The following is a 23,911-nucleotide window of genomic DNA, read 5'->3' as shown; positions in this document are numbered from 1 at the left end:
CGAGGAGAATTTATGTCCCGAATGGCAGAACAGCAGCTTTATATCAATGGTGGTTATACCTCCGCCACCAGCGGTCGCACCTTCGAGACCATCAACCCGGCCAACGGTGAAGTTCTGGCGAGCGTACAGGCCGCCGGGCGCGAAGACGTCGACCGCGCCGTGGAAAGCGCAAAACGCGGGCAAAAAATCTGGGCAGCGATGACCGCCATGGAGCGCTCGCGCGTTCTGCGTCGCGCCGTTGATATCCTGCGCGAGCGCAACGACGAGCTGGCGAAGCTGGAAACCCTCGACACCGGTAAAGCGTACTCCGAAACCTCCACCGTCGACATCGTCACCGGCGCGGACGTGCTGGAGTACTACGCGGGGCTGATCCCGGCGCTGGAAGGCAGCCAGATCCCGCTGCGTGAGACCTCATTCGTCTACACCCGCCGCGAGCCGCTGGGCGTGGTGGCGGGCATCGGGGCGTGGAACTACCCGATCCAGATCGCCCTCTGGAAATCAGCCCCGGCGCTGGCGGCGGGCAATGCGATGATCTTCAAGCCGAGCGAGGTCACCCCGCTCACCGCCCTGAAGCTTGCGGAGATCTACACCGAAGCGGGCCTGCCGGACGGCGTATTTAACGTCCTGCCGGGCGTGGGCGCGGAGACTGGCCAGTACCTTACCGAGCATCCGGGCATCGCCAAAGTCTCCTTCACCGGCGGCGTCGCCAGCGGCAAGAAGGTAATGGCCAACTCGGCTGCCTCCTCCCTGAAAGAGGTAACGATGGAGCTGGGCGGCAAATCCCCGCTGATTATTTTCGACGACGCGGATCTCAATCTCGCGGCAGACATCGCCATGATGGCGAACTTCTTCAGCTCCGGCCAGGTGTGCACCAACGGAACCCGCGTGTTCGTACCCGCGAAATTCAAGGCCGCGTTTGAGCAGAAAATCGTTGAGCGCGTGGGCCGCATCCGCGCGGGCGATCTGTTCGATGAACGCACCAACTTTGGCCCGATGGTCAGCTTCCCGCACCGCGACAGCGTGCTGCGCTACATCGCCAAAGGCAAAGAGGAAGGTGCGCGCGTGCTGTGCGGCGGCGACGCGCTGAAGGGCGAAGGCTTCGACAACGGCGCGTGGGTCGCCCCGACCGTGTTCACCGACTGCACCGACGAGATGACCATCGTGCGCGAAGAGATCTTCGGCCCGGTGATGTCCATCCTCACCTATGAAAGCGAAGAAGAAGCCATTCGCCGCGCCAACGACACCGACTACGGTCTGGCGGCGGGCATCGTCACTGCCGACCTGAACCGCGCGCACGGCGCCATTCATCAGCTCGAAGCGGGCATCTGCTGGATCAACACCTGGGGTGAATCCGCCGCAGAGATGCCGGTCGGCGGCTACAAACACTCCGGCATTGGCCGCGAGAACGGCGTGATGACGCTGCAGAGCTACACCCAGGTGAAGTCCATCCAGGTTGAGATGGGTAAATTCCAGTCCATATTTTAACCGGGAGGTTTATTTGCAATTTGACTACATCATTATCGGGGCCGGCTCTGCCGGCAACGTACTGGCAACGCGACTGACTGAAGATCCGAATACCACCGTTCTGCTGCTTGAGGCGGGCGGGCCGGATTACCGCTTTGACTTCCGCACCCAAATGCCCGCCGCGCTGGCGTTCCCGCTGCAGGGCAAGCGCTACAACTGGGCGTATGAAACCGAGCCAGAGCCGTACATGAACAACCGCCGCATGGAGTGCGGGCGCGGCAAAGGTCTGGGCGGCTCGTCGCTGATCAACGGCATGTGCTACGTGCGCGGTAACGCCATGGATCTGGACAACTGGGCGAAAGAATCTGGCCTTGAGCACTGGAGCTACCTCAACTGCCTGCCCTACTACCGCAAGGCCGAGACGCGCGACGTGGGGCCGAACGACTACCACGGCGGCGACGGTCCGGTGAGCGTCACCACCTCTAAGCCGGGCGTGAACCCGCTGTTTGAGGCGATGGTGGAGGCGGGCGTGCAGGCGGGCTACCCGCGCACCGACGATCTCAACGGCTATCAGCAGGAGGGCTTCGGCCCGATGGACCGCACGGTCACGCCGCAGGGCAGACGCGCCAGCACCGCGCGCGGCTATCTGGACCAGGCCAAAAAGCGCCCGAACCTGACCATCCGCACTCACGCCATGACCGATCATATTATTTTTGACGGCAAGCGCGCGGCGGGCGTCGAGTGGCTGGAGGGCGAAAGCACTATCCCGTCCAGAGCGACGGCGAATAAAGAGGTGCTGCTGTGCGCGGGCGCGATTGCCTCCCCGCAGATCCTCCAGCGCTCCGGCGTGGGCAACGCGGAGCTGCTGAAGCAGTTCGATATTCCGCTGGTGCACGACCTGCCCGGCGTGGGCGAAAACCTGCAGGATCACCTGGAGATGTACCTCCAGTACGAATGCAAAGAGCCGGTCTCCCTCTACCCTGCCCTGCAGTGGTGGAACCAGCCGAAGATTGGCGCCGAGTGGCTGTTTGGGGGCACCGGCGTGGGCGCGAGCAACCACTTCGAGGCGGGCGGTTTTATCCGCAGCCGCGAGGAGTTCGAATGGCCGAACATTCAGTACCATTTCCTGCCGGTAGCGATTAACTACAACGGCTCGAACGCGGTTAAAGAGCACGGCTTCCAGTGCCACGTCGGCTCCATGCGCTCACCAAGCCGCGGGCACGTGTGCATCAAGTCGCGCGATCCGCACCAGCATCCGGCGATCCTGTTCAACTATATGTCTCACGAGCAGGACTGGCAGGAGTTTCGCGACGCGATCCGCATTACCCGCGAGATCATGCACCAGCCCGCGCTGGACAAATATCGCGGTCGCGAAATCAGCCCGGGTATCGAATGCCAGACCGACGAGCAGCTGGACGAGTTCGTGCGTAACCACGCCGAAACCGCCTTCCACCCGTGCGGCACCTGCAAGATGGGTTACGACGAGATGGCGGTGGTCGACGGCGAAGGCCGCGTTCACGGGCTGGAAGGGCTGCGCGTGGTGGATGCGTCGATCATGCCGCAGATCATCACCGGCAACCTGAACGCCACCACTATTATGATTGGCGAAAAAATTGCCGACGCGATCCGCGGGCGCGAGCCGCTGGCGAAGAGCACGGCGGCGTATTACGTGGCGAACGGGGCGCCGGTTCGACGCTGAGGGTATTTCCCCTCCTCTTAACCCTCTTCCATACGGGGGAGGGATCCCCACAAAACAATGCCTGTACGGACGACTCCCTCTCCCTTGAGGGAGAGGGCTGGGGTGAGGGGGAACATACGGCTGCGGTGGTCATTCCGTTCACTTGACGTTCCTTGCCACTCTGTAACGACGTAACTTGTGAACGTTCCAGGTTAAAAAATGACTGGGGATCTCTCACTCCATACGGGAGAGGGAGTTTATCTTCCCTCCAAAAATTTATTTTCATTTGCCTGCATCCAGTTTCCCCCTTGCCCTCGTATGTGAGTATGTGAGCAACGCCTTTGCTCCTTAATCCGAGGATAAATGATGAAAAAGCTACTCAGTGTTGCATTCGTATCCAGCGCCTTGCTCTTCTGTGCAGGCGCATCAGCGGCCATGACGTCTGGCTCCGTAATGGTGGGCGGAGCGGAAATGTTCCCGAGCAAAAACATTGTTGAAAACGCCGTGAACTCAAAAGATCACACCACGCTGGTGGCGGCGGTCAAAGCGGCCGGGCTGGTGGAGACGCTGCAGAGCAAAGGGCCCTTCACCGTTTTTGCGCCAACCGATGCGGCGTTTGCAAAATTGCCTGCGGGTACGGTGGACAATCTGGTGAAGCCGGAAAATAAAGCGCTGCTCACCAGTATCCTGACCTATCACGTGGTTGCGGGTAATTACGATATGAGAGCGCTGGAGCAGAAAATTAAACAGGGCGGCGGCCACGCGGAGCTGAAAACCGTTAACGGTCAACCGCTGTGGATCATGAGTAACGGCCCGCACAATATTCAGCTCAAGGATGGTAAAGGTAACGTGGCGAATATCAGCACCTATGACGTCCATCAGAAAAATGGCGTGATCGATGTGATCGATACCGTCCTGATGCCTAAGTAGTTGTCTATACTTCGGAAGTGTGACGTTGCCTTCCGGGAAAAACATGGATAACGCGCTGGCTGAACAGCAGTTGAAATTAATGCAGGCGGTCGCAAACGGCGATCGCCGCGCATTTGAACAACTTTACCGACTCACTTCACCGCATCTGTTTGCCGTCGCGCTGCGCATGCTGCGCCATCGCGCCTGGGCAGAAGAGATCCTTCACGACTGTTTTGTCACCGTCTGGAGTAAAGCCGACACCTATAACGCCGCCCTGAGCTCTCCGATGACCTGGCTTACGCATATTGTTCGCAACCGCTGTATTGACTGGCTGCGCAGTGGGCAAACCCGGGCTGCCGCCCGCGAGGAGTCGTATTCCGAAGAGAGTCTGCTTAGCGAAAACAATGAGCAAAACAACTGGTACGATGACGCGCAGGCAGCACGACTCAGGCATTGTCTGGAGCATCTGAGTCAGGAACAGCGCCAGAGCATTACGCTCGCCTACTATCAGGGCATGTCCCACAGCGACATTGCCGACTGGCTCCAGCAGCCCGTGGGCTCGGTAAAAAGCTGGATCCGCCGCGCGATGGATCATCTTCGGGAGTGCGTGGGCCTATGAATGACAGCGAAAAACGCGATGACATGCTGGCTGCGGAGTATGCCCTCGGCACCCTGCGCGGAGGAGCGCGGCTTCAGTTCCAGAAAAGGCTTGCCGCGGAGCCCGTTCTGGCCGCCCGCGTGGCGTACTGGCAGGAGACGTTCAGCACGCTCGACAGTCATCTCGCGCCCGTTCACCCACCCGAGACGGTGTGGAAGAGGATCGCCCTCGATCTGCCGCCCAGGAAGCCTTTGCGCCAAAGCCGGCCCTATCTCGGCTGGATGGTCGCTGCCGGCATTGCCGCCGTTACCGTCGTGACCTGGTATTCCACCCGAACGCCGGAACTCGCACCGCTGATGGTGCTCAACGATGCCCAACAGCACGGGCAATGGATCGTCAGTGCGGACAGCCGCCGCCAGTATCTGAGCATCACCCCTCTCAGACCGAACGCTATTGCGGCGCAAAACAGCCTGCAGCTTTGGCTTATTCCTGCCGGGAAGGCCCCGATATCCCTTGGGCTGCTGCAACGTGATATACCGACTGATGTTGCCCTCAGGAACAACACCCTTACCCCTGACGCGATGATAGCCATAAGCCTTGAACCTAAAGGGGGATCACCCACCGGTCAACCCACCGGCCCCGTGCTGTACAGCGGCAAGATTTAATCCTCCGGCCTTGTTCGCAGGGCCGCGCGCCTCTTAATCTGCCTTCTACGGATTTACGCCCGAACGATAAGAAAAGAGAGATTTTTCAATACTCAATCCTGTACATAATATTGGCTGTTACATATAAGAATTAAATATTAGCACCGCAATGAATTTTATTATTTGAAACTTTATTGACACTCTCCCTGCAACTCCATTAAGTTTAAATCGAATGCTATTTAATTCAATATATACAATATATTTTTAAAAAGAATTAAAGAATTCGTCATCATTCTTTAATCCTTCTCTGCATTTTATTTTTTTGAATCATACAACAGTGAGATAAGATCATGAATAATAGTGCAAACAAAGTTGTTGTTATCACCGGTGCCAGCAGCGGTATTGGTGAGGCCATTGCCCTTCATCTGGCAAATAAACCGTTTTCACTGGTGCTGGTTGCCCGTCGTCTGGAGAGAATTAACGCCCTGGTGGATCGCATTATTCAGCAGGGCGGCCGGGCGATTGCCGTAAAGGCGGACGTGACCCGACAGGAGGAGGTTCAGCGCGCGATTGACGCTGCCGTTGCCGCATACCAGCGCGTCGACGTGCTGATCAACAACGCGGGCTTTATGGCGATTGCTCCCCTCAGCGAGCTGAAAACCGATGAGTGGGACCGGATGATCGATACCAACATCAAAGGCGTGCTGTACGGTATCGCAGCGGCATTCCCGGTATTCCAGCGTCAGGGGAGCGGACACTTTATTAACGTGGCCTCCGTGGCGGGTATCAAGGTCCTTGCCCCCGGCGGCGTGGTGTACAGCGCCACGAAATTCGCCGTCCGCGCCCTGAGTGAAGGCTTACGTCAGGAAGCGGGGAAAACCGTTCGGACGACCCTTATTTCCCCCGGCGCCGTTGAAAGCGAGCTGCAGTTTGGCAGCTCTGATGCCCCGAGCAAACAGTTCCTGCATGAATTTTATAAGCAGGCTATTCCGGCAGAGTCGATTGCCAGAGCCGTATTATTTGCTATCGAACAGCCTGGCGACGTTGATGTAAATGAAATAATTGTCCGTCCTACGCAGGAAGAATTTTAGCATGAGTTAAATAACGCTGATTGAGGTGTCATTATGATTAAATCATTAACGTCCATATCAGATTTAAATATGCGATCGGGTGCCGATATTCTCCTTGAAGTGCTGGAGAGTGAAGGTGTGGAATATATTTTTGGCAACCCCGGAACCACCGAACTCCCGCTCATTGATGCCCTTCTTCGCCATGAAAATATTCACTATATTCTGGCTCTCCAGGAGAGCAGCGTGGTCGCCATTGCCGACGGCTACGCGAAAGCCTCCGGCAAGACCGGTTTTATCAATTTGCATACCGCCAGCGGTCTTGGGCACGGCATGGGGAATCTCATTAATTCGCGGATCATGAAAACGCCGCTGGTTGTCACCGTCGGGCAGCAGGATACCCGGCACTACGTGCGCGACCCGCTCCTGTACGATGACATTGTCTCCATTGGATCGCCGGTGGTGAAATGGGCGCAGGAGGTCACCAGCGCCGACCAGCTCCCGGTTCTTGTGCGCCGGGCCTTTCATGCCGCCAGCTACCCTCCCGCGGGTCCGGTGCTGCTATCACTGCCAATGAACGTGATGGAAGAGCTCAGCGACGCCGGGATACAAACGGCCTCTAAAGTGAACTACCACACCGTGGCGGGCTCTCTGGACGAGCTGGCGCAGGCGCTAAGCGCAGTCACCCCCGGCAGGATCATGATTGTGGCGGGGGATGAAGTTCACTCCAGCGGCTCGACGCAAGAGATTGTCCAGCTTGCTGAAGCGCTCGGCGCCCACGTCTACGGCTCCTCCTGGCCGCTGAATTTACCCTTCCCCACGCAGCACGCGCTCTGGCGAGGGAATATGCCCACCACCGCAAAGGAAATCGCCAGCGTCGTTAATGCCTACGATGTGGTGTTTATCATCGGCGGCAGAAGCCTGATTACCATTTTGTATAGCGAGGGCGAGGCCATTCCGGAAACCTGCGCGGTGTATCAGCTCTCGGCGGATATGAACGAACTTGGCCGCACCTACGCCACCCGCCTCTCGGTGATGGGGGATATAAAACTCTCCCTGAAGGAACTGCTGCCGAAGCTTGAGCAGCGCCGGGTGGCAAGCAAATTGACGCATCAGCGTCTGCTCAAAGCGGCACGCGCTGAACGTGAAAAAGAGTGGCAACTGCAGGAAGAGCGTCTGGCAGCCGAGCGGCTGCGCCCGGCGATTTCGCCGATGGTCGCGGCCTACGAGGTGATAAAGTCCGTTCCGCCGGGCACCACGATTGTCGACGAGGCGATTGCAACGGCCAGACACGTTCGCCGGTTTATTTCCGACCAGCAGCACCCGCGCTACTACTTTATGCGCGGCGGCGGTCTGGGCTGGGGAATGCCTGCGGCGGTAGGGCACTCGCTGGGGCTGGGACGCGAGCCGGTAGTGTGTCTGGTTGGCGACGGCGCCTCCCTGTACTCGCCGCAGGCGCTCTGGACGGCGGCGCACGAAAATCTGCCCGTCACCTTTATCGTGATGAATAACCTGGAGTACAACATCCTGAAAAACTTCATGAAAGGACAGCCGGGCTACAGTTCGACAAAGCTGGGTCGCTTTATCGGGATGGATCTGATTAACCCGCGAATTGATTTCCAGTCGCTGGGCGCCGCGATGGGTATCCGCTGCTGCCGGGTGACCCAGGCCGCGGACATCGCCACGGCGGTGACGCAGGGGCTACAGTCCGGAAAAACCAATTTGATCGAAATTGCCATTTCCGCAGATTGATCGACCGTTTCAGATGTACCCTACATAAAACACTTATAACCGAAACGCCTCAAGCCGCTTAATCTGCCGCCCTTCCCCGTCAAAATTCTTCGCCGCCAGCCAGGCGCGCAGCTCGGCGTCTCTTTGCGGCCACTCGCCGTCAATAATAGAAAGCATATCGCTGTCGCGGTTGCGCCCTTTGCGCACCAGCTTCTGGCGCAGGCGTCCTTCCCAGACAAACCCCAGCCGCTCCGCCGCATTGCGTGACGCAATGTTCATGGAGTCGCACTTCCACTCGACGCGCCGGTAGCCATGCTCAAACGCATTTTTCAGCAGCAGCCACACCGTTTCGGTGCCCATCCGGGTTCCTTTCATCCTGCGCGACCAGGTCACGTGCCCGATCTCCACTGACCCCAGCAGCCGCTCGTTAGCCATATAGCTCACCAGCCCCACCGCGCGTTCGGTGCGTAAATCAATGACGGCAAACGGCACCAGCTCATCGTCCATCACCTTAGCCACGATCCAGTGGGCGGTGGCTTCCACGCTCGCTGGCTGCGTGCTGGCAAGCCACGTCCAGTCGCTGTCGTCGCCCAGCGCGTAGGCCTCGTAGAGATCGGCCGCGTGGCGATCGGCATCCAGCGGCTCCAGGCGGCAATACTGGCCGAACAGCGGCGTGCGGGTTAATACGCGCGCGCCTCTCCAGTCTGGAACGATATCGTTAACGGTTTGACCATGTTGATTGATTTCGGGCACGGCGGTGACTCCCTGAAAGGTAAGGAGTTTGTTATAGCAGGTTAAAAAGCGGGCGAAAAGCAGCACATTTTAATAGCCCAAGCGCATGCGATATTCCCGAAAGGCATAAGCAAAGCTGAATTTCGACTTTGCGGAATGTCAGAGTCGCCCTAACGTAGCGGAGCATAAAACAATCACAATATATTCTTCTCAGGGATCGCTATGACGAAAAAACTGTTGCCGTTACTGGTGCTGGCTGCGCTCTCAGGCGCTGTCCACGCCGCTACACCGCCCACCACGCTGGTTGTTGCCCAGGGGCTGGATGACATCGTGAGCCTCGACCCGGCCGAAGCCAACGAGCTTTCCAGCATCCAGACCGTGCCGAGCCTGTATCAGCGTCTGGTACAGCCGGACCGCGATAACCCGGAAAAAATCACCCCGATTCTGGCAGACAGCTGGGAAGCGGACGCGGCAGCCAAAACCCTGACGATTAAGCTCAAGCCCGATGCCAAATTCGCCTCCGGCAACCCGCTGCGCCCGGAAGACGTGATTTTCTCTTACACCCGCGCCGTGACGCTGAACAAATCCCCGGCCTTTATCCTCAACGTGCTGGGCTGGGACGCGAGCAACATCGCCAGCCAGCTGAAAAAGGTGGACGACCATACCCTCCAGCTTCACTGGACGGCGGACGTTAGCCCGTCGGTGGCGCTGAATATTCTCTCCACGCCGATTGCCTCCATCGTCGATGAAAAGCAGGTTGCGGCGAACGTGAAGGATAATGACTTCGGTAACGCCTGGCTGAAAATGCACTCGGCGGGCAGCGGCGCGTTCAAAATGCGCGTCTATCAGCCGCATCAGGCTATCGTGCTGGAAGCTAACGAATCAGCGCCCGGCGGCGCGCCGAAGCTCAAAAGCATCATCATTAAAAACGTCCCCGATCCGGCTTCACGCCGCCTGCTGATCCAGCAGGGTGATGCGGACGTGGCGCGCGATCTCGGAGCAGATCAGATAAGCGCCCTGGACGGCAAGCCGGGCGTGAAGGTACTGAGCATTCCGTCCGCCGAGCAAAATTACCTGGTGTTTAACACCGGCAACAGCGCCAACCCGCTGCTGAACAACCCGGCGTTCTGGGAAGCCTCGCGCTGGCTGGTCGATTATGAAGGCATCACCAAAAATCTGCTGAAAGGCCAGTACTTTGTTCATCAGAGCTTCCTGCCGGTCGGCCTGCCGGGCGCGCTGGAAGACAACCCGTTTACGTTTGACCCGGCAAAAGCGAAAGCCATTCTCGCCAAAGCGGGCATTAAAGACGCGCACTTCACGCTGGATGTGGAGAACAAGCCGCCGTTTATCACCATCGCCCAGTCGATGCAGGCGAGCTTTGCCCAGGGTGGCGTGAAGGTCGATCTGCTGCCTGCCGCCGGGAGCCAGGTCTATGCCCGCGTGCGCGCAAAGCAGCATCAGGCGGCGATCCGTCTGTGGATCCCGGACTACTTCGACGCGCACTCTAACGCCAGCGCCTTCGCGTGGAACGACGGTAAATCCAGCACCGTGGCCGGGCTTAACGGTTGGAAAATTCCGGAGCTGAACAAAGCCACGCTGGCGGCGGTAGCCGAGCCGGATCCGGCGAAGCGTCTGGATCTCTACAAAAAGATGCAGGAACAGCTGCAGCAGAATTCGCCGTACGTGTTCGTCGATCAGGGTAAAACCCAGATCGTGGTGCGCGATAACGTGAGGGGGTATCAGCAGGGGCTGAACGCGGATATGGTCTGGTACGATCGCGTCACGAAGTAGCCCTTCTCCTTCTCCCGCTCCCGTGGGAGAGGGTTGGGGTGAGGGCAACATCGTGCAACAGAGCCACCTGTTCCCCCTCACCCCCGCACTCTCCCACAGGGAGAGGGGGTCGTCCGTGCATATTTTCAGGATAACGATTTTCCCATGCCACATCTTTCCACCCGCGTGATCCAGGGGCTGCTGACCCTGCTGCTCACGCTCTTCGGGCTGCTGCTCGTCACGTTTGCGCTCTCGGCGTTTTCACCGGTCGATCGCGTGCTGCAGATCGTCGGCGATCACGCCAGCCAGTCAACCTACGATCAGGTTCGCCACCAGCTTGGGCTGGATCGGCCTCTGCCCGTGCAGTTCTGGCACTACCTGCAAAACCTTGCCCACGGGGATTTAGGCACCGCCAGCGCCACCGGGCAGCCGGTGCTGCAGGATCTGCTGCACGCGTTTCCCGCCACGCTCGAGCTGGCGACTTTGGCGTTAATCATCGGCGCCGTGCTCGGCGTGATTGCCGGGGTGCTGTGCGCCCGCTACGCCGGTTCGCCGCTTGATTTAGCCATCAGAACGCTCACCCTGCTCGGCAACTCGGTACCGATTTTCTGGCTCGGCCTGCTGATGCTGGCCCTGTTCTACGCGAAGCTGCAGTGGAGCGCGGGTCCCGGCAGGCTGGATGATATCTGGCAGTTCACCGTCGAGCCGCGTACCGGCTTTGCGCTGGTGGATACCTGGCTTTCCGGCGACCGCGAGGCGTTCCGCAACGCCCTCAGCCACCTGGTGCTGCCGGTGCTGCTGCTGGCCTATTACTCGCTGGCGAGCATCACGCGCCTGACGCGTTCCGCCTGCCTGAGCGAAATGAACAAAGAGTACATCCTGCTTGCCCGCGCCAAGGGCGCCGGGGAGATGACCATCCTGCTGCGCCACGTGCTGCCGAACATTCGCGGCACCCTGCTGACGGTAATCGCCCTCGCCTATACCAGCATGCTGGAAGGCGCGGTACTGACCGAAACCGTCTTCTCCTGGCCGGGGATTGGGCGCTACCTCACCACCGCCCTGTTCGCCGGAGACACCACCGCCGTCATGGGCGGCACGCTGCTGATTGGCGTCTGCTTTGTGCTGATCAATAACCTTACCGACCTGCTTGTGCGGGCGACCGATCCCAGGGTGCGCTGATGCCGTTTTATCTTTTCTTACGCCGCCTGCGCCGCTCCCCCGCCGCGTTTTGCGGGCTGATTGCCATCGCGCTGCTGGTAGCTATCGCCCTGTTCGCGCCGTGGCTCGCGCCGCTTGACCCGAACTGGCAGGACGCCGCCGCGCGCCTGCAGGTACCGAACAGCCAGCACTGGCTGGGCACCGACAGCTACGGGCGCGATCTGCTTTCACGCCTGATTTACGGCACCCGTCCGGCGCTCGGGCTGGTGGCATTAGTTACCGTAATCACCCTGCCCGCCGGGCTGCTGGTGGGGATTTTGTCCGGCTACTACGGCGGCTGGCTGGAGCGCATCCTGATGCGTTTTACCGACGTGGTGATGTCGATGCCGCGCCTGATCCTCGCCTTCGCGTTTGTGGCGATGCTTGGCCCGGGGCTGGTCAACGGCGCGCTGGCGCTGGCCTTAACCACCTGGCCGGCCTACGCGCGTCAGGCGCGGAGCGAGATCCAGCGGCTGCGCCACAGCGACTACCTCGCCGCCGCCGAGATGATGGGCATTCGCGGCCCGCGCCTGCTGGTCGGCCATATTCTGCCCCTGTGCCTGCCGTCAGCGATTGTGCGGCTGGCGCTGGATCTGGCGGGCATTATTCTGGCGGCCGCCGGTCTGGGCTTCCTCGGCCTTGGCGCGCGTCCGCCGATGGCCGAATGGGGCGCGATGATCGCTGACGGCATGCAGGTGATTTTCGACCAGTGGTGGATTGCCGCCATTCCGGGCGGAGCGATTCTGTTTGCCAGCCTCGCCTTTAACCTCCTGGGCGACGGCCTGCGCGACGTACTGGAGCCACAGCATGACTGAACAACGCGTCATCGTCGATGCGCTGAACATCGACTATCCCGCCGCGCGCGTGGTCAACAACCTCAGCTTCACGCTGGGCAACGAGCGGCTGGCGCTGGTGGGGGAATCCGGCTCGGGCAAATCAATGTCCGCCCGCGCCCTGATGGGGCTGGTGCGTAAGCCCGGCATCGTGAGCGCGAACCGGCTTAACGTGCTCGGCAACGACCTGCTGACCCTGAGCACCCGCCGCTGGCAGGCGCTGCGCGGCAACGGGATTGCGATGGTCCTGCAGGACCCGCGCTACGCGCTGAATCCGGCGCAAAACGTCGCCGCTCAGCTCGATGAAGCGCTGACCCTGCACCAGCGCCTGCCCCGCGCCGAGCGCCTGGCGCGCATTCACGACATCATCCGCGCCGTCGGGCTCAACGAACACGTCCTCACGCGCTACCCCGGCGAACTCTCCGGCGGCATGGGCCAGCGGGTGATGATCGCCATTGCGCTGATCAACAACCCGCAGGTGCTGATTGCCGACGAACCCACCTCCGCGCTGGACGCCCGCCTGCGCAACCAGATCCTCGAACTGCTGGTGCAGCAGAGCGAAGAACGCCAGATGGCGATGCTGTTAATCAGCCACGATCTGCCGCTGGTGGCGGAGCACTGTGACCGCGTGCTGGTGATGTATCAGGGCGAGAAGGTCGATGAGATGGCGGCAAGCCGACTTCCGCAGGCGACGCATCCGTACACCCGCACCCTGTGGACCTGCCGACCCAATGCGCAAACGTTCGGCCAGATGCTGCCGACGCTGGACCGCACGCAGTCGTGGAAGGAGGCCGATAATGGCGCTCGTTGAGGTTAAGGATCTCCAGGTGAGATTCGGGGAGAAAACGGCGGTGTCCGCCGCCAGCTTTGGCATCGAGAAAGGTGAAACCTTCAGCCTGATCGGCGAATCCGGCTGCGGGAAATCGACTATTCTGCGCGTGCTGGCGGGATTGCAGCGCGAGTGGAACGGCCATATTTCGATCCTGGGAGACGCGCTACGGCAAGGACGGCGTTTTGAAGGCGAGCTTCGCCGCAACGTGCAGATGGTGTTTCAGGATCCGTGGGCGTCGCTGCACCCGAACCACACCGTTGCGCGCACCCTGTCGGAGCCGTTAAACATCCACGGCGAAACGCGGATTGCCGAAAAGGTAGCGGATGCGCTGCAGCAGGTGGGGCTTTCCGCCGACGCGGGTAAACGTTATCCGCACCAGCTTTCCGGCGGCCAGCGTCAGCGCGTGGCCATAGCCCGCGCGCTGCTGCTGCGCCCGCAGCTTCTGCTGCTGGACGAGCCGACTTCGGCGCTGGATATGTCCGTGCAGGCGGAAATTCTGAACCTGCTCAACCGCCTGAAGGCAGAGCACGGCATGACCTATCTGCTGGTGAGCCACGACGCGGACGTGATTGCCCATATGTCCGACCGGGCGGCGTTTATGGCGCACGGGGAGATCCAGAGGGTGTTTGACCGTGAGGCGATGTTGCGGGGTGAGCACAGGATGGGGTAAGTCGCGTGGCGGCGAGCGCCGCGCGGGTTTTCCAGGCCGGGTAAGGCGACGCCGCCACCCGGCAAAAAATCACTTCAGCAGCTTCACCGTGGCGTCGATGTCGATCTCATCTTCGGTGAAGATCAGCGTCGTATTCTGGAAGGTGGTGATCGCCAGCTTCTTCACCGTGCGCATTTCGCCCGGCTTTTTCTCGGATTTCGGCTTGATGCTGTTCATCAGCAGCCCCACCGACAGCACCGCGTTCTCTTTGTCGATTTTGGTATCAGCCGGCTCTTCTTCGTTAAACACCACGAAGGATTTGATGGAGGAGAGCTTCACGCGCTCGCCCGCAATAAAGAGATGTTTGCTTTCGGGGATCACCTTCACCGCGTAGGCGGAAAGGCCTTTGTTGTTGGTGGTTGGCTCAAAGGTCACCGCGGCATCTTTCTTAATCAGATCGGGGTTCGCGACCTTAATCACATGAAAATAGCGGTTGTCGCCGTTTTCATCTTTGATAAATCCAAAGCCTTTATCTTTAAACCACGTTGTGATTGTACCGTTCATCGCTGTTACCGCCTGTCAGATCGTAATGACTAAAGTTTTGCAGCGCGCAGTGTAATGCACAATGACGGAGGAGACAAAAAAAAGCCCCTGCACGGGTGCAGGGGAAAACTCATGTCAGAGCTTATTAGAATTTAATTAAACACCATCCCACCATCGATGAGCAGAGACTGGCCGGTCATGTAGTCGGAATCCGGTCCTGCCAGGTATGAGACGCAGGCGGCGACATCTTCCGGCTCGGACAGGCGGCCAAGCGTAATGCGTTTGGCAAAGGTTTCGGTCCCGTAGCCAAGCGGTTTACCCGCCGCCTCGGAGACCTGACGGTCGATTTCCGCCCACATCGGCGTTTTGACGATGCCAGGGCAGTAGGCGTTAACGGTGATCCCCAGCGGTGCGAGATCCCGTGCCGCGGTCTGGGTTAAGCCGCGCACCGCGAACTTGCTGGAACTGTAGACCGCCAGTTCCGGGTTGCCGGTGTGGCCCGCCTGGGAGCAGGCGTTGATGATCTTGCCGCCGTGCCCCTCTTTGCGGAAGGCGTCAATCGCGGCCTGGATCCCCCAGATCACCCCTTTCACGTTGATGTTGTAGACCTTGTCGACAATGTCCGGCGTGATGGATTCGATAGGGGTAGACGGCGCAATCCCGGCGTTATTCACGATAACGTTAAAGCCGCCCAGCGCGGTGCGCGCTTTCTCCACCGCAGCAAATACCTGTTCGCGGTCAGAGACATCGACCTTCACGGCGACGGCGTTGCCGCCGTTACGGATGATTTCATCGGCGACGGCTCTTGCCGTCTCGACGTTATAGTCGGCGATGGCGACGGCAAAGCCGTCTTTCACCAGGCGAAGCGCGATCGCTTTACCAATCCCCTGGCCTGAGCCTGTTACGAGAGCAACTTTTTGCATTTCTCTGTCCTTATATTGAGTCACAAAATCTGGCTGAGATGGAGCTGACCCATCAGCAGCGGGTTATCGCTGTAGTCGACGGGAATGGCCACCACGGCCGGGCCATCCACATCCATCGCCGCACGCAGCGTCGGCTCAAGCGCCTCGGCGCTCTCCACGGCAAAGCCTTTCGCGCCGAAGGCGTCGGCATATGCTTTGAAATCGACCGGGCCGAATTCGACGCCGGAAAGCCGCTGGTATTTTTTTTCTTCCTGAATCGCCACCATGTTGTAGGCGTTATCCACCCAGATGATGTGCAGCACGTTGGCGTTGAGGCGCACCGCGGTTTCCAGCTCCATGCTCGACTGCAGGAAGCCGCCGTCACCGGAGACCGAAACCACCTTGCGGCCCGGGTTCACCAGCCACGCGCCAATCGCCCACGGCAGGGCAACGCCCATGGTCTGCTGACCGTTGGAGATCATCACCTGACGCGCCCGGAAGCTGTAGAGGTAGCGGGCGATCCAGATGTGGAAGCTGCCCATGTCCACGGTGAGCGTCACGTCGTTATTCACGATGTCCTGCATGGCGCGCACGATGCGCAGCGGGTGCAGGGCAAACTGGTTGAGCGAGGCGCCGCGGCGGTCGAGGAGATCGCGCTGATGCTGGCGATCGACCAGAATTTCGGAGGCACGCTGGCTCAGCTCGAGCTTACGATCGATCCGGTTAGCGAGCAGGTTCAACGTCTCGGCGATGTCCCCCACCAGCTCCAGATCCGGGACGTAGTTACGCTCTTCATAGGCGGGCAGCACGTCGATATGCACCAGCGTCGCGTCGCCGCTGTTCCACATGGACGGCTCGTACTCCACCGGGCTGTAGCCGATGCAGATAATCAGGTCCGCCAGATGCAGCAGCCGGTCGCCCGCCTGGTTATTGAACAGGCCGACGCGTCCGGCAAAGCGGGTGAAGTGCTCCTGGTTTACCGCCCCGGCGGCCTGATAGGTGCTGGTGACCGGAATGCGGCTTTTCTCCAGCAGCTTGCGCAGCGCGGCGCTGTTCGCGGGCTGGCTGGCCATCAGGCCGAGTAAAATGACCGGATTTTTGGCGTTTTCGATAAGCTTCGCCACGTCGTTAATCGCTGACTCCGGTGCCGGGCCCATCAGCGCCGGGCCGCTGGCGGGTAAAATCGCCCCCGTCGCGGGCTGGTCGACGATATCCTGCGGCAGGCTGACGAATGCGCCCCCCGGCCTGCCGTGCTCGGCGGCGCGAAACGCATTCGATACCACCTCGGCAATCGCGTCCGGCGAGCTGACCTCCACGGCGTATTTAGTGACAGGGCTGAACATGGCGACGGTGTCCATACTCTGGTGCACCAGCTTGGCTTTATCCGCCCGCTTCACCGCCCCGCCCAACGCTACTACCGGGTCGCCTTCGCTGTTGGCGGTGGCGATGCCGGTGATCAGGTTAGAACAGCCCGGCCCGGAGGTGACCAGCGCCACCCCGGCCTTGCCGGTCAGCCGCCCGACCGCCGCCGCCATAAACGCCGCGTTGGCCTCGTGGCGTACCGGGATGATCTCGATGGAGGAGTCCAGCAGGGAGTCAAAGACCTTGTCGATTTTCGCACCCGGGATCCCGAACACCTGCTTCACGCCCTGCGCTTCCAGCTGGCCGACAACCATATCGGCGCCGTGCGCCCACTGACGTGACTGTTTCTCACTGTTCACGGTAGTTCTCCTGTTAGTTTTCGACGGAACGGATCGCTGCATCAAGATTGCTGGGGTGAAGGTTGGCCTGTAAGAACGCGCTGTCGGCGGGCAGATCAATCATCAGCTTGTGAATTTCACCGAAGGTGAGCACGCCGCTCTCCAGCTGATAGTCGAGCAGATGGCCCCCGCCCTGACGGTCGTCGGTGATGAAATGCTCGTGATAGCCGGCCACGTTAATGCCCTGCATATGCTGCGGCGTGCGGAACCCGACCAGCACCCCTTCGCGCTGGTTAAAGCGGAACACCGGCTGGTCGTCCAGCACGTCGGTCATCGCGCGGTACGGCGGCTTCTGGCGCGGTACCGTGCGGGTATGGGCGTGGCGGAAGTTGCCGTCGATGCGCAGCGCGCAGAACAGGTTGTCGGAGGGGATCTGCTGGTCGATAACGTCGTGGATCTGCTGACGGCTGACCGGTGCATCGAAGGTTTTGCGGTACTGCGGCTGGAACCAGGTCATCACCGCGAACGGCGTTTTCTGCTCCGGCTTCGCGGCCCGGGCGCTGCCGTCGGCGCGCAGCTGGTACACCTGGCTGCTGAAGGCAATCATTTCACCGTCCAGCTCGTTGAAGGTGCCCAGACCAAAATCACCATGTGCCAGCAAATCGGCGATGGTGGTCTCTCCTTCGTACACGCCGCTTAGCAGGGCGCTCATTAGCGATGTCTGATAGATCACGCTGTCAGGATGCCGGGCGGAGAACCCCCGCAGGGTCTCGCACAGGCTGGCCTCACAGTCGCAGGCAGATGAATGCATCATCGTGCTCGTCCTCTTCAACTTTATTTAGAAAGGTTAAATAAATGTTGACCCGATTCAGCAGAGAGTTCCAATATAGAAACCATGCTGGTTTGAGACGTTTTAGATATGGAACTTCGTTATCTGCGGTATTTTGTCGCGGTTGCACGCGAGCGACACTTCACCAGGGCGGCCGAAGCGCTGGGTATTTCACAGCCTCCTCTGAGTCAGCAGATCAAACGGCTCGAAGAGGAAGTGGGCACGCCGCTGTTCAGACGCCTGACGCGGGGCGTGGAGCTGACCGAGGCGGGAGAAGCCTTCTACGAGGATGCCTGCAAAATTCTGGCGCTGAGCGATGCCGCGCTGGAAAAAGCCCGCGGCATCGCGCGGGGGCTGAACGGCAATCTGTCGATTGGGATCACCAGCTCCGACGCTTTTCATCCCAAAATTTTCGCGCTGATCCGCCAGTTTCAGGTGCAGAACATGGCGGTGCAGGTTCACCAGGTGGAAGCCAATATGTCGTCGCTGACGACAATGCTGGCGGAGGGTGAACTGGATATCGCCTTCGTGCGCCTGCCGTGCGAGAGCAGCAAGGCGTTCGAGTTAAAAATCCTCGACCGGGAGCCGATGGTGGTGGCGCTGCATCGCGATCATCCGCTGGCGGCGTGCGATTCGCTGGCGTTAGAGCAGCTTCGGGATACGCCGGTGGTGCTGTTCCCGCAGGAGGTCGCGCCGGGGCTGTACGAACGGGTTCACGGCTGCTGCGAGCGGGCCGGAATTGACGTGCAGCACGCGCTGCAGTCGTCGCAGCTTTCCTCCTCCCTGAGCATGGTTTCCGCGGGCGGCGGGTTCGCGCTGGTGCCCAAATCCATGGCGGCCATTTCACCGCCGAATGTCACCTATCACGCGCTGAGCTCGCCGGAGCTTTATACCGATATCGCGCTCTGCTGGCGGCGCTTTGAACGCTCGCGGACGGTGAAGCGGTTTTTGATGATGATGAGCGAGGGGTGACGGCAATAGAGGGGTTTTGGTTTTTGTAGGCCGGGTAAGGCGCAGACGCCACCCGGCAATGCCAGCCTCTGTCGGTTCCTGGAACGGTAAAGGTCATGTTGATGCACGCTTAGGTACTACGTTTTCCTGGTAATTGTCTGCCGCAAACCATCTGTTACTCTGGCTGCACTCAAGGGATGACAAGGAAGAGAGATGCTGAATCCAGGCTGGCAAGATGCCTTGAAATACCCTGAACAATGGAGGTTTTGATGACTACACGAGTTATTGCATTTTTGCTCATACTCGGCGCATTCGCTGTAAATGCTGCCGATGGCGGTAATGGTGGGGATGGCGGAAACGGTTCGGATGGCACCGTCTCAGCTCCGGGCCGTGCGGGTTGTCCGGGCGGAACAGATCCGGACGCGTCGGGAAAATTTTATCTTCCAGGAACAAAACAGCAATGCAATCCGGGGAAGCAGGATGCAGTGAAAAGCGCCAGGCAATCAGATGCAGAGTGACAGTAAGCTAACGCATCCTGGTTCCACATCCTCACTTGCCTCCTGCTTCAGGCATTAATATATGCGGCGGAATACGCAGACCTAGACTTTCGCCTCCGCACGTAATGCGGCCTGCACCGCGGGACGGGCACTGATTTTTTCCCTGTACGCCAGTAGCGCGGGCCAGTCGTTGAGTTCAATTGAGAAGAACGTGCACCATCCCAGCACGGTGAAAAGATAGGCATCTGCCACGCTGAATACCGATCCCGTCAGATAAGCGCTTGTGGAGAGCGTTTCCTGAAGAAAATCGAACCGCCTGAAGAGCTTCTCACGAAAAATCGATTTGGCCTCTTCGGGCAGCGCACGATTAAAAAGAGGTGCCGATCCCGCGTGTATTTCGCTGGTGATAAAGTTTAGCCATTCCTGAAGCCGCACCCGCTCCCAGCCGTCTGCTCGCGGTGCCAGCCCACTTTCTGGCTTGAGGTCTGCCAGGTACTGCAAAATGGCTGGCCCCTCGGTCAGGATTTTCCCGTCATCCAGTTCAAGCGCAGCGACATAACCTTTGGGGTTGATGGTCAGGAAGTCGCGCCCGTCAGCGGTAATCTTGCTCCTGTTGTCCACTTTAACCAGTTCAAACTCAATCGCCAGCTCGCGAAGCACGATATGGGGTGAGAGTGAACAGGTGTCCGGGGCGTAATAGAGTTTCATAATCTCTCCGTTAAAGCGGTTGTGTGATTTACATACACTGTGCTTAAAGCCATTCTCACTGTAAAATTAATGATTCATAAAATAGCTATTAGCTGAGCTACTGATATCCATGATGAATCTTTTACACTGGCGCTTGCTGGTTGCAGTGGCCGATGCCAGTAATATTTCCCGTGCCGCTGAAGAGGTAGGCATGACGCAGTCGGGCGCCAGCCAGGCGATCGCTCAGTTAGAGGCCTCATTAGGATTTGCGGTATTCACGCGAGAGCGGCGCCACATCGGCGTAACGTCGCTGGGTGAGCGGGTTGTCAAAGAAGCAAGGAGTATGCTGGCGCGGCTGGATGCCATCCGTGCACTGGCAGATGAGAGCCGGGGGCTGAGCGGCGGGCGTATTCGTCTTGCCAGTTTTCCTTCGGTGACATCCACATTTTTGCCCGGGCTGCTGCGGGATTTTAAGCGCCTGCATCCTGAAATCGAGGTGGTCGTACTGGAAGGTACGGACCAGGAGGTCGAAGAGTGGCTGGCGGCAGATACGGTTGATGTGGGCGTGGTCATGAACCCTGTTCCCGGGCGTGCTGAAGCGATCTTAGGGCAGGATGCATGGGTCGCGGTGCTGCCAGCCAGTCACCGTCAGGCTCGTTATGCACGTACGCGCGGCATCACCCTTGAGGAACTGGCAGACCAGCCCTTCGTGCTCGCAACGGGCGGTTGTGCCGTCAATGGAAAAAGCCTGATGGAACAGGCTGGCTTGCAGCTGTCTGACGTGCGGGTGACCGTCCGCGACTGGATCAGCGCCTGCCTGCTGGTACGCGAAGGCATGGGCGTCGCGCTGATACCTGAATCCGCCCTGCCGGATGAATTACGCGGTTTGTGCGTCGTGCCCATAGCACCTTCGCTGTGCCGGGAGTTTGGGCTGGTTTGTTCGCAGGCTGGCAAATCCTCCCGCGCGACGCAGGCGTTATTAGAAGGATTGCTCAAAATGAAAAGGTCTGCGTGAAGGAGTAACGGCGGTGCAAACTGTGCCCGGCGGCGCTGCGCTTGCGCGTGCCTACGGGTTGTGTCGCGGGTTGGTTGGCGGTTTTGCCGGCCGGGTAAGGCGTAGCCGCCTCCCGGCAATGCCCCTCTGGAAGCCGCCTCGCAAACTTTCAAGCAACCTTATGTAATTCAGGGTGATCCCTTTCCTTCCCTTTTTCGCCGCCGTAAAGTGCCTGCGTTGCGGCACATCCGTAACCGGGCGTAGGAACCCGTTAGCATAACATGACGTTTTTTTGGACAAAGAGGATGCTAAATGGCGACTACCCCTGGATTTTCTTACGCGCTTTCTGAGGAAAGCGCAGTTCATCACCTCATCAACACTTCAATTTCCGATTCTGCGGATCTCTTCGAACTGGCCGATGCCTGCACTGCGTATGTCAGCGTGCTGGTGGAAACTGACGACGCGGTGACATTTGCCACGCTCTGTAAGAGATTGCTGGTTGCGCTTAAGCGACTGCGGGAGTGCTGTGACTCGGAACTTCCGCCGTACCTAGTTGAACAGTTGATTGCGGGTGAAAAGATAACCTCGTGTGTACCGGACTGCTGGCAGGAGACGACGCTGCAGGTGGATTATGCCGTAGCGTTAACGCTGGCGGTTATGGGCGGAACGTTGCCTGCGAGCGTGGCGAAAGAACTCACCGGGCTGCTGCATGATATGGTCTGGTTGCTGGCGGAATTTGTAAAGGAGCCTTATATTTCGGCACATTGAGGTGGGTGATAGGTGGCCGGAATCCTGCTGGTTAGAAGCAGGATTTCGACCTTACGCTAACGTTGAATGTCTGCTAAAAGCGAGGAGCGGACATCTTAAGTAAGTTGTTTTTTTATGCTACTACCACTATATAGCAATGTTATATGGCTACATTTATACAGAAGTAAGGATTAGTCTTTTCCCGGGCCATAATTGAATTTTGTACCTTTACCAATGGCGTAAAACTGTCCGCCAGCTACGTAATGGACAGTACGTAATTCATCTGGCGCATCATCAAAAATCCAGTGCCCATTTCTGAAAACGCGGTCATCACTCCATGCTCCGACAATTTCCCCCATAAACAAGTTGTGCTGCTTTTCATTTTCTTCATTAGGTATGACCTTACATACTAACCAGCCAGCGCAACCTTCAACTAAAGGCAGATCAAACTCTTTTTGATAAAATAGTGGAATTTTACTGTTTTTATCGGGTGTGTCGGAATAACTGTTGCCTCCAGCATATAAGACCATATCCATCTGATTTACTACTGGGATCTGTACAACGTAATATCCGCTTTTTTCTACAAGCCCGCGAGTAAATGCCTGTGGACCTATAAAAGCCATCACTTTGTTATTGCCTACTAATCCCACCCAAGCCGCTGCCATGACATTTTCAATGCCATCATTTTTAGCCGATATCATCGTCGTTGGCCCGATCTGTAATAGCCGATAGGCTTTGTTTAACTCTACTGGTTGAATTGACATAATTTACTCTTTTGATTTCTGATAAAAAGTAAGACAGGTTACTTATATTATTGTTCGATTATATGACTGGAATAGTTGCAAATTAATTGCTATTATCAAAATATATTAATGCAAATTTCACAACAATCATGAACAAACTTGATGCTCTAAAATTTTTCATCATCGCCTCTGAGACCTTGAACTTCCGCGAAGCAGCAATCAAGCTGTCGGTTTCACCATCAGTAGTAAGCCGAACAGTCGCTGAGTTGGAGAAACAACTTGGTGAACCTCTATTCAAACGCAATACGCGTTCGATCTTTCTCACCAGTTTCGGCGAACTATTTTTACCCCAAGCGAAGCGACTGCTGGAGGATTCAGAAAAACTATTTCAGACGGCAAAAGATGATAATGAAATGAAGGGCATTGTTCGTATCACATTACTTCGACTTCCAAATCATGAACAAATCTTGTATGAACTATTGACTGCACTACGTCCCTATCCTGAGTTATTTATCGACTGGCGTTTAGATATGATGAAACTTGATACTATCGAGCATCGTATCGATATAGGTATACGCGTAGGGCGAGAACCTAATCCAAACTTTATCATTAAAAATATTGGGCAAGTTGAACATATTTTAGTCGCATCCCCTGAACTCATTGCGCGCCTGGGGGCACCTACTGATTTAGAAGATCTTCGACAGCGTTATCCATTTAGTGGTTTAATTAATCCTGAGACGGGAAAATCATTTGAGTTTATGAGTGACGCAGTAAATACTTTTGTCCCTCGTCATATTGAATTTTATACTACAGATCCATATGCCGAAATTCAGGCCGCATTGGCCGGTAAAACGGTTGTACAGTCAAGCGACTTTATCTGTAGAGAGTACTTAGCAAGCGGCCAACTTGTTCCCCCACTGCCAGAATTGCGACAGGAGAAATGGCAATTTTATTTATACCGGCCTTACCAGCTGATTACTCCAAAAAGGGTGACGGTCGTTTTCTCGCTATTAGAAAAGATATTACGCAAATATTTCGAATCAAATTAACATTCTCCTCCACGTCCGCTTCTGGCACAAAGCGGACATTTTTTTCACAGTCACCTCATACAGTGTTCACACTCATTAAATGACCGCCGTCAGCACGAGCATTTGAAAACTGTACTCCATCACTTTTTCCATATTATCAACCCACCAACTATCACCTATTATATT

At 57.9% G+C, this 23,911-nt stretch carries 24 protein-coding genes; 17 read left to right on the top strand and 7 right to left on the bottom strand.

Annotated elements, in window-relative coordinates; all coding sequences use genetic code 11:
• The first annotated feature begins 12 nt into the window (after nt 1–12).
• The 7 genes from betB to EnteroDNA1_RS19625 all read left to right on the top strand — a co-directional run bounded on the left by betB (nt 13) and on the right by EnteroDNA1_RS19625 (nt 8,112).
• Nucleotides 13–1,485, top strand: a complete 1,473-nt coding sequence (gene betB, locus EnteroDNA1_RS19655) for a betaine-aldehyde dehydrogenase (protein WP_069303793.1) — start codon at nt 13–15, stop codon at nt 1,483–1,485.
• A 13-nt stretch (nt 1,486–1,498) separates the two neighbouring features.
• Nucleotides 1,499–3,163 (top strand): choline dehydrogenase, encoded by a 1,665-nt coding sequence (gene betA / locus EnteroDNA1_RS19650; protein WP_069303792.1) that lies wholly within the window; start codon nt 1,499–1,501, stop codon nt 3,161–3,163.
• 345 nt (nt 3,164–3,508) lie between these two features.
• The gene (locus tag EnteroDNA1_RS19645) at nt 3,509–4,072 is read left to right on the top strand and encodes a fasciclin domain-containing protein (RefSeq protein ID WP_069303791.1); all 564 of its coding nucleotides are present in this window, start codon (nt 3,509–3,511) and stop codon (nt 4,070–4,072) included.
• 43 nt (nt 4,073–4,115) lie between these two features.
• Nucleotides 4,116–4,670, top strand: a complete 555-nt coding sequence (locus EnteroDNA1_RS19640) for an RNA polymerase sigma factor (protein ID WP_069303790.1) — start codon at nt 4,116–4,118, stop codon at nt 4,668–4,670.
• Nucleotides 4,667–5,314 carry an anti-sigma factor gene (locus tag EnteroDNA1_RS19635; RefSeq protein WP_069303789.1) on the top strand — a complete coding sequence of 216 codons (648 nt, stop codon included), beginning with the start codon at nt 4,667–4,669 and terminating at the stop codon, nt 5,312–5,314. The genes EnteroDNA1_RS19640 and EnteroDNA1_RS19635 overlap by 4 nt, the downstream gene beginning before the upstream one ends.
• Before the next feature lie 329 nt (nt 5,315–5,643).
• Nucleotides 5,644–6,384: an SDR family oxidoreductase gene (locus EnteroDNA1_RS19630; RefSeq protein WP_047648462.1), complete on the top strand. Its 741-nt coding sequence runs from the start codon at nt 5,644–5,646 to the stop codon at nt 6,382–6,384.
• A 33-nt stretch (nt 6,385–6,417) separates the two neighbouring features.
• Entirely contained in the window at nt 6,418–8,112 is a 1,695-nt protein-coding gene (locus tag EnteroDNA1_RS19625) for a thiamine pyrophosphate-binding protein (protein WP_069303788.1), read from the top strand.
• 33 nt (nt 8,113–8,145) lie between these two features.
• On the opposite strand, the gene EnteroDNA1_RS19620 is transcribed toward EnteroDNA1_RS19625, so the two are convergent.
• The gene (locus tag EnteroDNA1_RS19620; RefSeq protein ID WP_069303949.1) at nt 8,146–8,844 is read right to left on the bottom strand and encodes a GNAT family N-acetyltransferase; all 699 of its coding nucleotides are present in this window, start codon (nt 8,842–8,844) and stop codon (nt 8,146–8,148) included.
• Nucleotides 8,845–9,045: 201 nt separating this feature from the next.
• Between EnteroDNA1_RS19620 and EnteroDNA1_RS19615 the strand changes: the two genes are divergently transcribed.
• The 5 genes from EnteroDNA1_RS19615 (at nt 9,046) to EnteroDNA1_RS19595 (ending at nt 14,125) form a co-directional block, all read left to right on the top strand.
• Entirely contained in the window at nt 9,046–10,614 is a 1,569-nt protein-coding gene (locus tag EnteroDNA1_RS19615; RefSeq protein WP_069303787.1) for an ABC transporter substrate-binding protein, read from the top strand.
• A 144-nt stretch (nt 10,615–10,758) separates the two neighbouring features.
• Nucleotides 10,759–11,772: an ABC transporter permease gene (locus tag EnteroDNA1_RS19610; RefSeq protein WP_069303786.1), complete on the top strand. Its 1,014-nt coding sequence runs from the start codon at nt 10,759–10,761 to the stop codon at nt 11,770–11,772.
• The gene (locus tag EnteroDNA1_RS19605) at nt 11,772–12,605 is read left to right on the top strand and encodes an ABC transporter permease (protein WP_069303785.1); all 834 of its coding nucleotides are present in this window, start codon (nt 11,772–11,774) and stop codon (nt 12,603–12,605) included. Before EnteroDNA1_RS19610 ends, EnteroDNA1_RS19605 begins: the two co-directional genes overlap by 1 nt.
• Nucleotides 12,598–13,434, top strand: a complete 837-nt coding sequence (locus EnteroDNA1_RS19600; RefSeq protein ID WP_069303784.1) for an ABC transporter ATP-binding protein — start codon at nt 12,598–12,600, stop codon at nt 13,432–13,434. The genes EnteroDNA1_RS19605 and EnteroDNA1_RS19600 overlap by 8 nt, the downstream gene beginning before the upstream one ends.
• On the top strand, nt 13,421–14,125 hold the full coding sequence (locus EnteroDNA1_RS19595) for an ABC transporter ATP-binding protein (RefSeq protein ID WP_069303783.1): 705 nt from the start codon (nt 13,421–13,423) through the stop codon (nt 14,123–14,125). Before EnteroDNA1_RS19600 ends, EnteroDNA1_RS19595 begins: the two co-directional genes overlap by 14 nt.
• Before the next feature lie 69 nt (nt 14,126–14,194).
• Here the strand turns inward: EnteroDNA1_RS19595 and EnteroDNA1_RS19590 are convergent, their stop codons facing one another.
• From EnteroDNA1_RS19590 to budA, 4 genes are all read right to left on the bottom strand, one after another.
• The gene (locus tag EnteroDNA1_RS19590) at nt 14,195–14,668 is read right to left on the bottom strand and encodes a cold-shock protein (protein ID WP_023310683.1); all 474 of its coding nucleotides are present in this window, start codon (nt 14,666–14,668) and stop codon (nt 14,195–14,197) included.
• 131 nt (nt 14,669–14,799) lie between these two features.
• Nucleotides 14,800–15,570 (bottom strand): (S)-acetoin forming diacetyl reductase, encoded by a 771-nt coding sequence (locus EnteroDNA1_RS19585; RefSeq protein ID WP_024906954.1) that lies wholly within the window; start codon nt 15,568–15,570, stop codon nt 14,800–14,802.
• Between the two features lie 20 nt (nt 15,571–15,590).
• Nucleotides 15,591–17,312: an acetolactate synthase AlsS gene (gene alsS, locus EnteroDNA1_RS19580; protein WP_198922085.1), complete on the bottom strand. Its 1,722-nt coding sequence runs from the start codon at nt 17,310–17,312 to the stop codon at nt 15,591–15,593.
• The gene (gene budA / locus EnteroDNA1_RS19575) at nt 17,284–18,063 is read right to left on the bottom strand and encodes an acetolactate decarboxylase (RefSeq protein WP_058841238.1); all 780 of its coding nucleotides are present in this window, start codon (nt 18,061–18,063) and stop codon (nt 17,284–17,286) included. Before budA ends, alsS begins: the two co-directional genes overlap by 29 nt.
• A gap of 105 nt (nt 18,064–18,168) precedes the next feature.
• Between budA and EnteroDNA1_RS19570 the strand changes: the two genes are divergently transcribed.
• Both EnteroDNA1_RS19570 and EnteroDNA1_RS22100 read left to right on the top strand, forming a co-directional pair.
• Nucleotides 18,169–19,050 (top strand): LysR family transcriptional regulator, encoded by an 882-nt coding sequence (locus EnteroDNA1_RS19570; RefSeq protein WP_038417608.1) that lies wholly within the window; start codon nt 18,169–18,171, stop codon nt 19,048–19,050.
• Between the two features lie 248 nt (nt 19,051–19,298).
• Complete coding sequence (locus tag EnteroDNA1_RS22100) at nt 19,299–19,547, top strand: hypothetical protein (RefSeq protein WP_071891613.1); 249 nt, start codon at nt 19,299–19,301, stop codon at nt 19,545–19,547.
• Nucleotides 19,548–19,628: 81 nt separating this feature from the next.
• On the opposite strand, the gene gstA is transcribed toward EnteroDNA1_RS22100, so the two are convergent.
• Nucleotides 19,629–20,234 (bottom strand): glutathione transferase GstA, encoded by a 606-nt coding sequence (gene gstA, locus EnteroDNA1_RS19565; protein WP_064673609.1) that lies wholly within the window; start codon nt 20,232–20,234, stop codon nt 19,629–19,631.
• 109 nt (nt 20,235–20,343) lie between these two features.
• On the opposite strand from gstA, the gene EnteroDNA1_RS19560 reads away from it, so the two are divergent.
• Together EnteroDNA1_RS19560 and EnteroDNA1_RS19555 are read left to right on the top strand one after the other, a co-directional pair.
• A complete protein-coding gene (locus EnteroDNA1_RS19560; protein ID WP_081273741.1) occupies nt 20,344–21,228 on the top strand; it encodes a LysR family transcriptional regulator in 885 nt (294 codons plus the stop codon).
• Nucleotides 21,229–21,519: 291 nt separating this feature from the next.
• Nucleotides 21,520–21,975: a hypothetical protein gene (locus EnteroDNA1_RS19555; RefSeq protein ID WP_064673607.1), complete on the top strand. Its 456-nt coding sequence runs from the start codon at nt 21,520–21,522 to the stop codon at nt 21,973–21,975.
• Between the two features lie 170 nt (nt 21,976–22,145).
• Here the strand turns inward: EnteroDNA1_RS19555 and EnteroDNA1_RS19550 are convergent, their stop codons facing one another.
• Nucleotides 22,146–22,718, bottom strand: coding sequence for a flavin reductase family protein (locus EnteroDNA1_RS19550; protein ID WP_033144864.1), 573 nt, complete (start codon nt 22,716–22,718; stop codon nt 22,146–22,148).
• A 128-nt stretch (nt 22,719–22,846) separates the two neighbouring features.
• On the opposite strand from EnteroDNA1_RS19550, the gene EnteroDNA1_RS19545 reads away from it, so the two are divergent.
• Nucleotides 22,847–23,746, top strand: coding sequence for a LysR family transcriptional regulator (locus tag EnteroDNA1_RS19545; RefSeq protein ID WP_064673606.1), 900 nt, complete (start codon nt 22,847–22,849; stop codon nt 23,744–23,746).
• The last annotated feature ends 165 nt before the right edge of the window (nt 23,747–23,911 follow it).

Origin of the sequence: Enterobacter sp. HK169, assembly GCF_001719105.1 — a bacterium.
GTDB lineage: Bacteria > Pseudomonadota > Gammaproteobacteria > Enterobacterales > Enterobacteriaceae > Enterobacter > Enterobacter asburiae_B.
Note: the sequence above shows the minus strand (reverse complement) of the source record. Positions and strands in the feature narration are given on the sequence as shown.

Bases quoted from the DNA above. Each gene is read 5' to 3' on its own strand.
- EnteroDNA1_RS19600 (WP_069303784.1), top strand. From the start codon at position 12,598: ATGACTGAACAACGCGTCATCGTCGATGCGCTGAACATCGACTATCCC.
- EnteroDNA1_RS19570 (WP_038417608.1), top strand. From the start codon at position 18,169: ATGGAACTTCGTTATCTGCGGTATTTTGTCGCGGTTGCACGCGAGCGA.
- EnteroDNA1_RS19595 (WP_069303783.1), top strand. From the start codon at position 13,421: ATGGCGCTCGTTGAGGTTAAGGATCTCCAGGTGAGATTCGGGGAGAAA.
- alsS (WP_198922085.1), bottom strand. From the start codon at position 17,312: ATGCAGCGATCCGTTCCGTCGAAAACTAACAGGAGAACTACCGTGAAC.
- EnteroDNA1_RS19625 (WP_069303788.1), top strand. From the start codon at position 6,418: ATGATTAAATCATTAACGTCCATATCAGATTTAAATATGCGATCGGGT.
- EnteroDNA1_RS19635 (WP_069303789.1), top strand. From the start codon at position 4,667: ATGAATGACAGCGAAAAACGCGATGACATGCTGGCTGCGGAGTATGCC.
- budA (WP_058841238.1), bottom strand. From the start codon at position 18,063: ATGATGCATTCATCTGCCTGCGACTGTGAGGCCAGCCTGTGCGAGACC.
- EnteroDNA1_RS19545 (WP_064673606.1), top strand. From the start codon at position 22,847: ATGAACAAACTTGATGCTCTAAAATTTTTCATCATCGCCTCTGAGACC.
- EnteroDNA1_RS19590 (WP_023310683.1), bottom strand. From the start codon at position 14,668: ATGAACGGTACAATCACAACGTGGTTTAAAGATAAAGGCTTTGGATTT.
- EnteroDNA1_RS19555 (WP_064673607.1), top strand. From the start codon at position 21,520: ATGGCGACTACCCCTGGATTTTCTTACGCGCTTTCTGAGGAAAGCGCA.
- EnteroDNA1_RS19640 (WP_069303790.1), top strand. From the start codon at position 4,116: ATGGATAACGCGCTGGCTGAACAGCAGTTGAAATTAATGCAGGCGGTC.
- gstA (WP_064673609.1), bottom strand. From the start codon at position 20,234: ATGAAACTCTATTACGCCCCGGACACCTGTTCACTCTCACCCCATATC.
- EnteroDNA1_RS19610 (WP_069303786.1), top strand. From the start codon at position 10,759: ATGCCACATCTTTCCACCCGCGTGATCCAGGGGCTGCTGACCCTGCTG.
- EnteroDNA1_RS19605 (WP_069303785.1), top strand. From the start codon at position 11,772: ATGCCGTTTTATCTTTTCTTACGCCGCCTGCGCCGCTCCCCCGCCGCG.
- EnteroDNA1_RS19560 (WP_081273741.1), top strand. From the start codon at position 20,344: ATGATGAATCTTTTACACTGGCGCTTGCTGGTTGCAGTGGCCGATGCC.
- EnteroDNA1_RS19645 (WP_069303791.1), top strand. From the start codon at position 3,509: ATGAAAAAGCTACTCAGTGTTGCATTCGTATCCAGCGCCTTGCTCTTC.
- EnteroDNA1_RS19630 (WP_047648462.1), top strand. From the start codon at position 5,644: ATGAATAATAGTGCAAACAAAGTTGTTGTTATCACCGGTGCCAGCAGC.
- EnteroDNA1_RS19550 (WP_033144864.1), bottom strand. From the start codon at position 22,718: ATGTCAATTCAACCAGTAGAGTTAAACAAAGCCTATCGGCTATTACAG.
- betB (WP_069303793.1), top strand. From the start codon at position 13: ATGTCCCGAATGGCAGAACAGCAGCTTTATATCAATGGTGGTTATACC.
- EnteroDNA1_RS19585 (WP_024906954.1), bottom strand. From the start codon at position 15,570: ATGCAAAAAGTTGCTCTCGTAACAGGCTCAGGCCAGGGGATTGGTAAA.
- EnteroDNA1_RS19615 (WP_069303787.1), top strand. From the start codon at position 9,046: ATGACGAAAAAACTGTTGCCGTTACTGGTGCTGGCTGCGCTCTCAGGC.
- EnteroDNA1_RS22100 (WP_071891613.1), top strand. From the start codon at position 19,299: ATGACTACACGAGTTATTGCATTTTTGCTCATACTCGGCGCATTCGCT.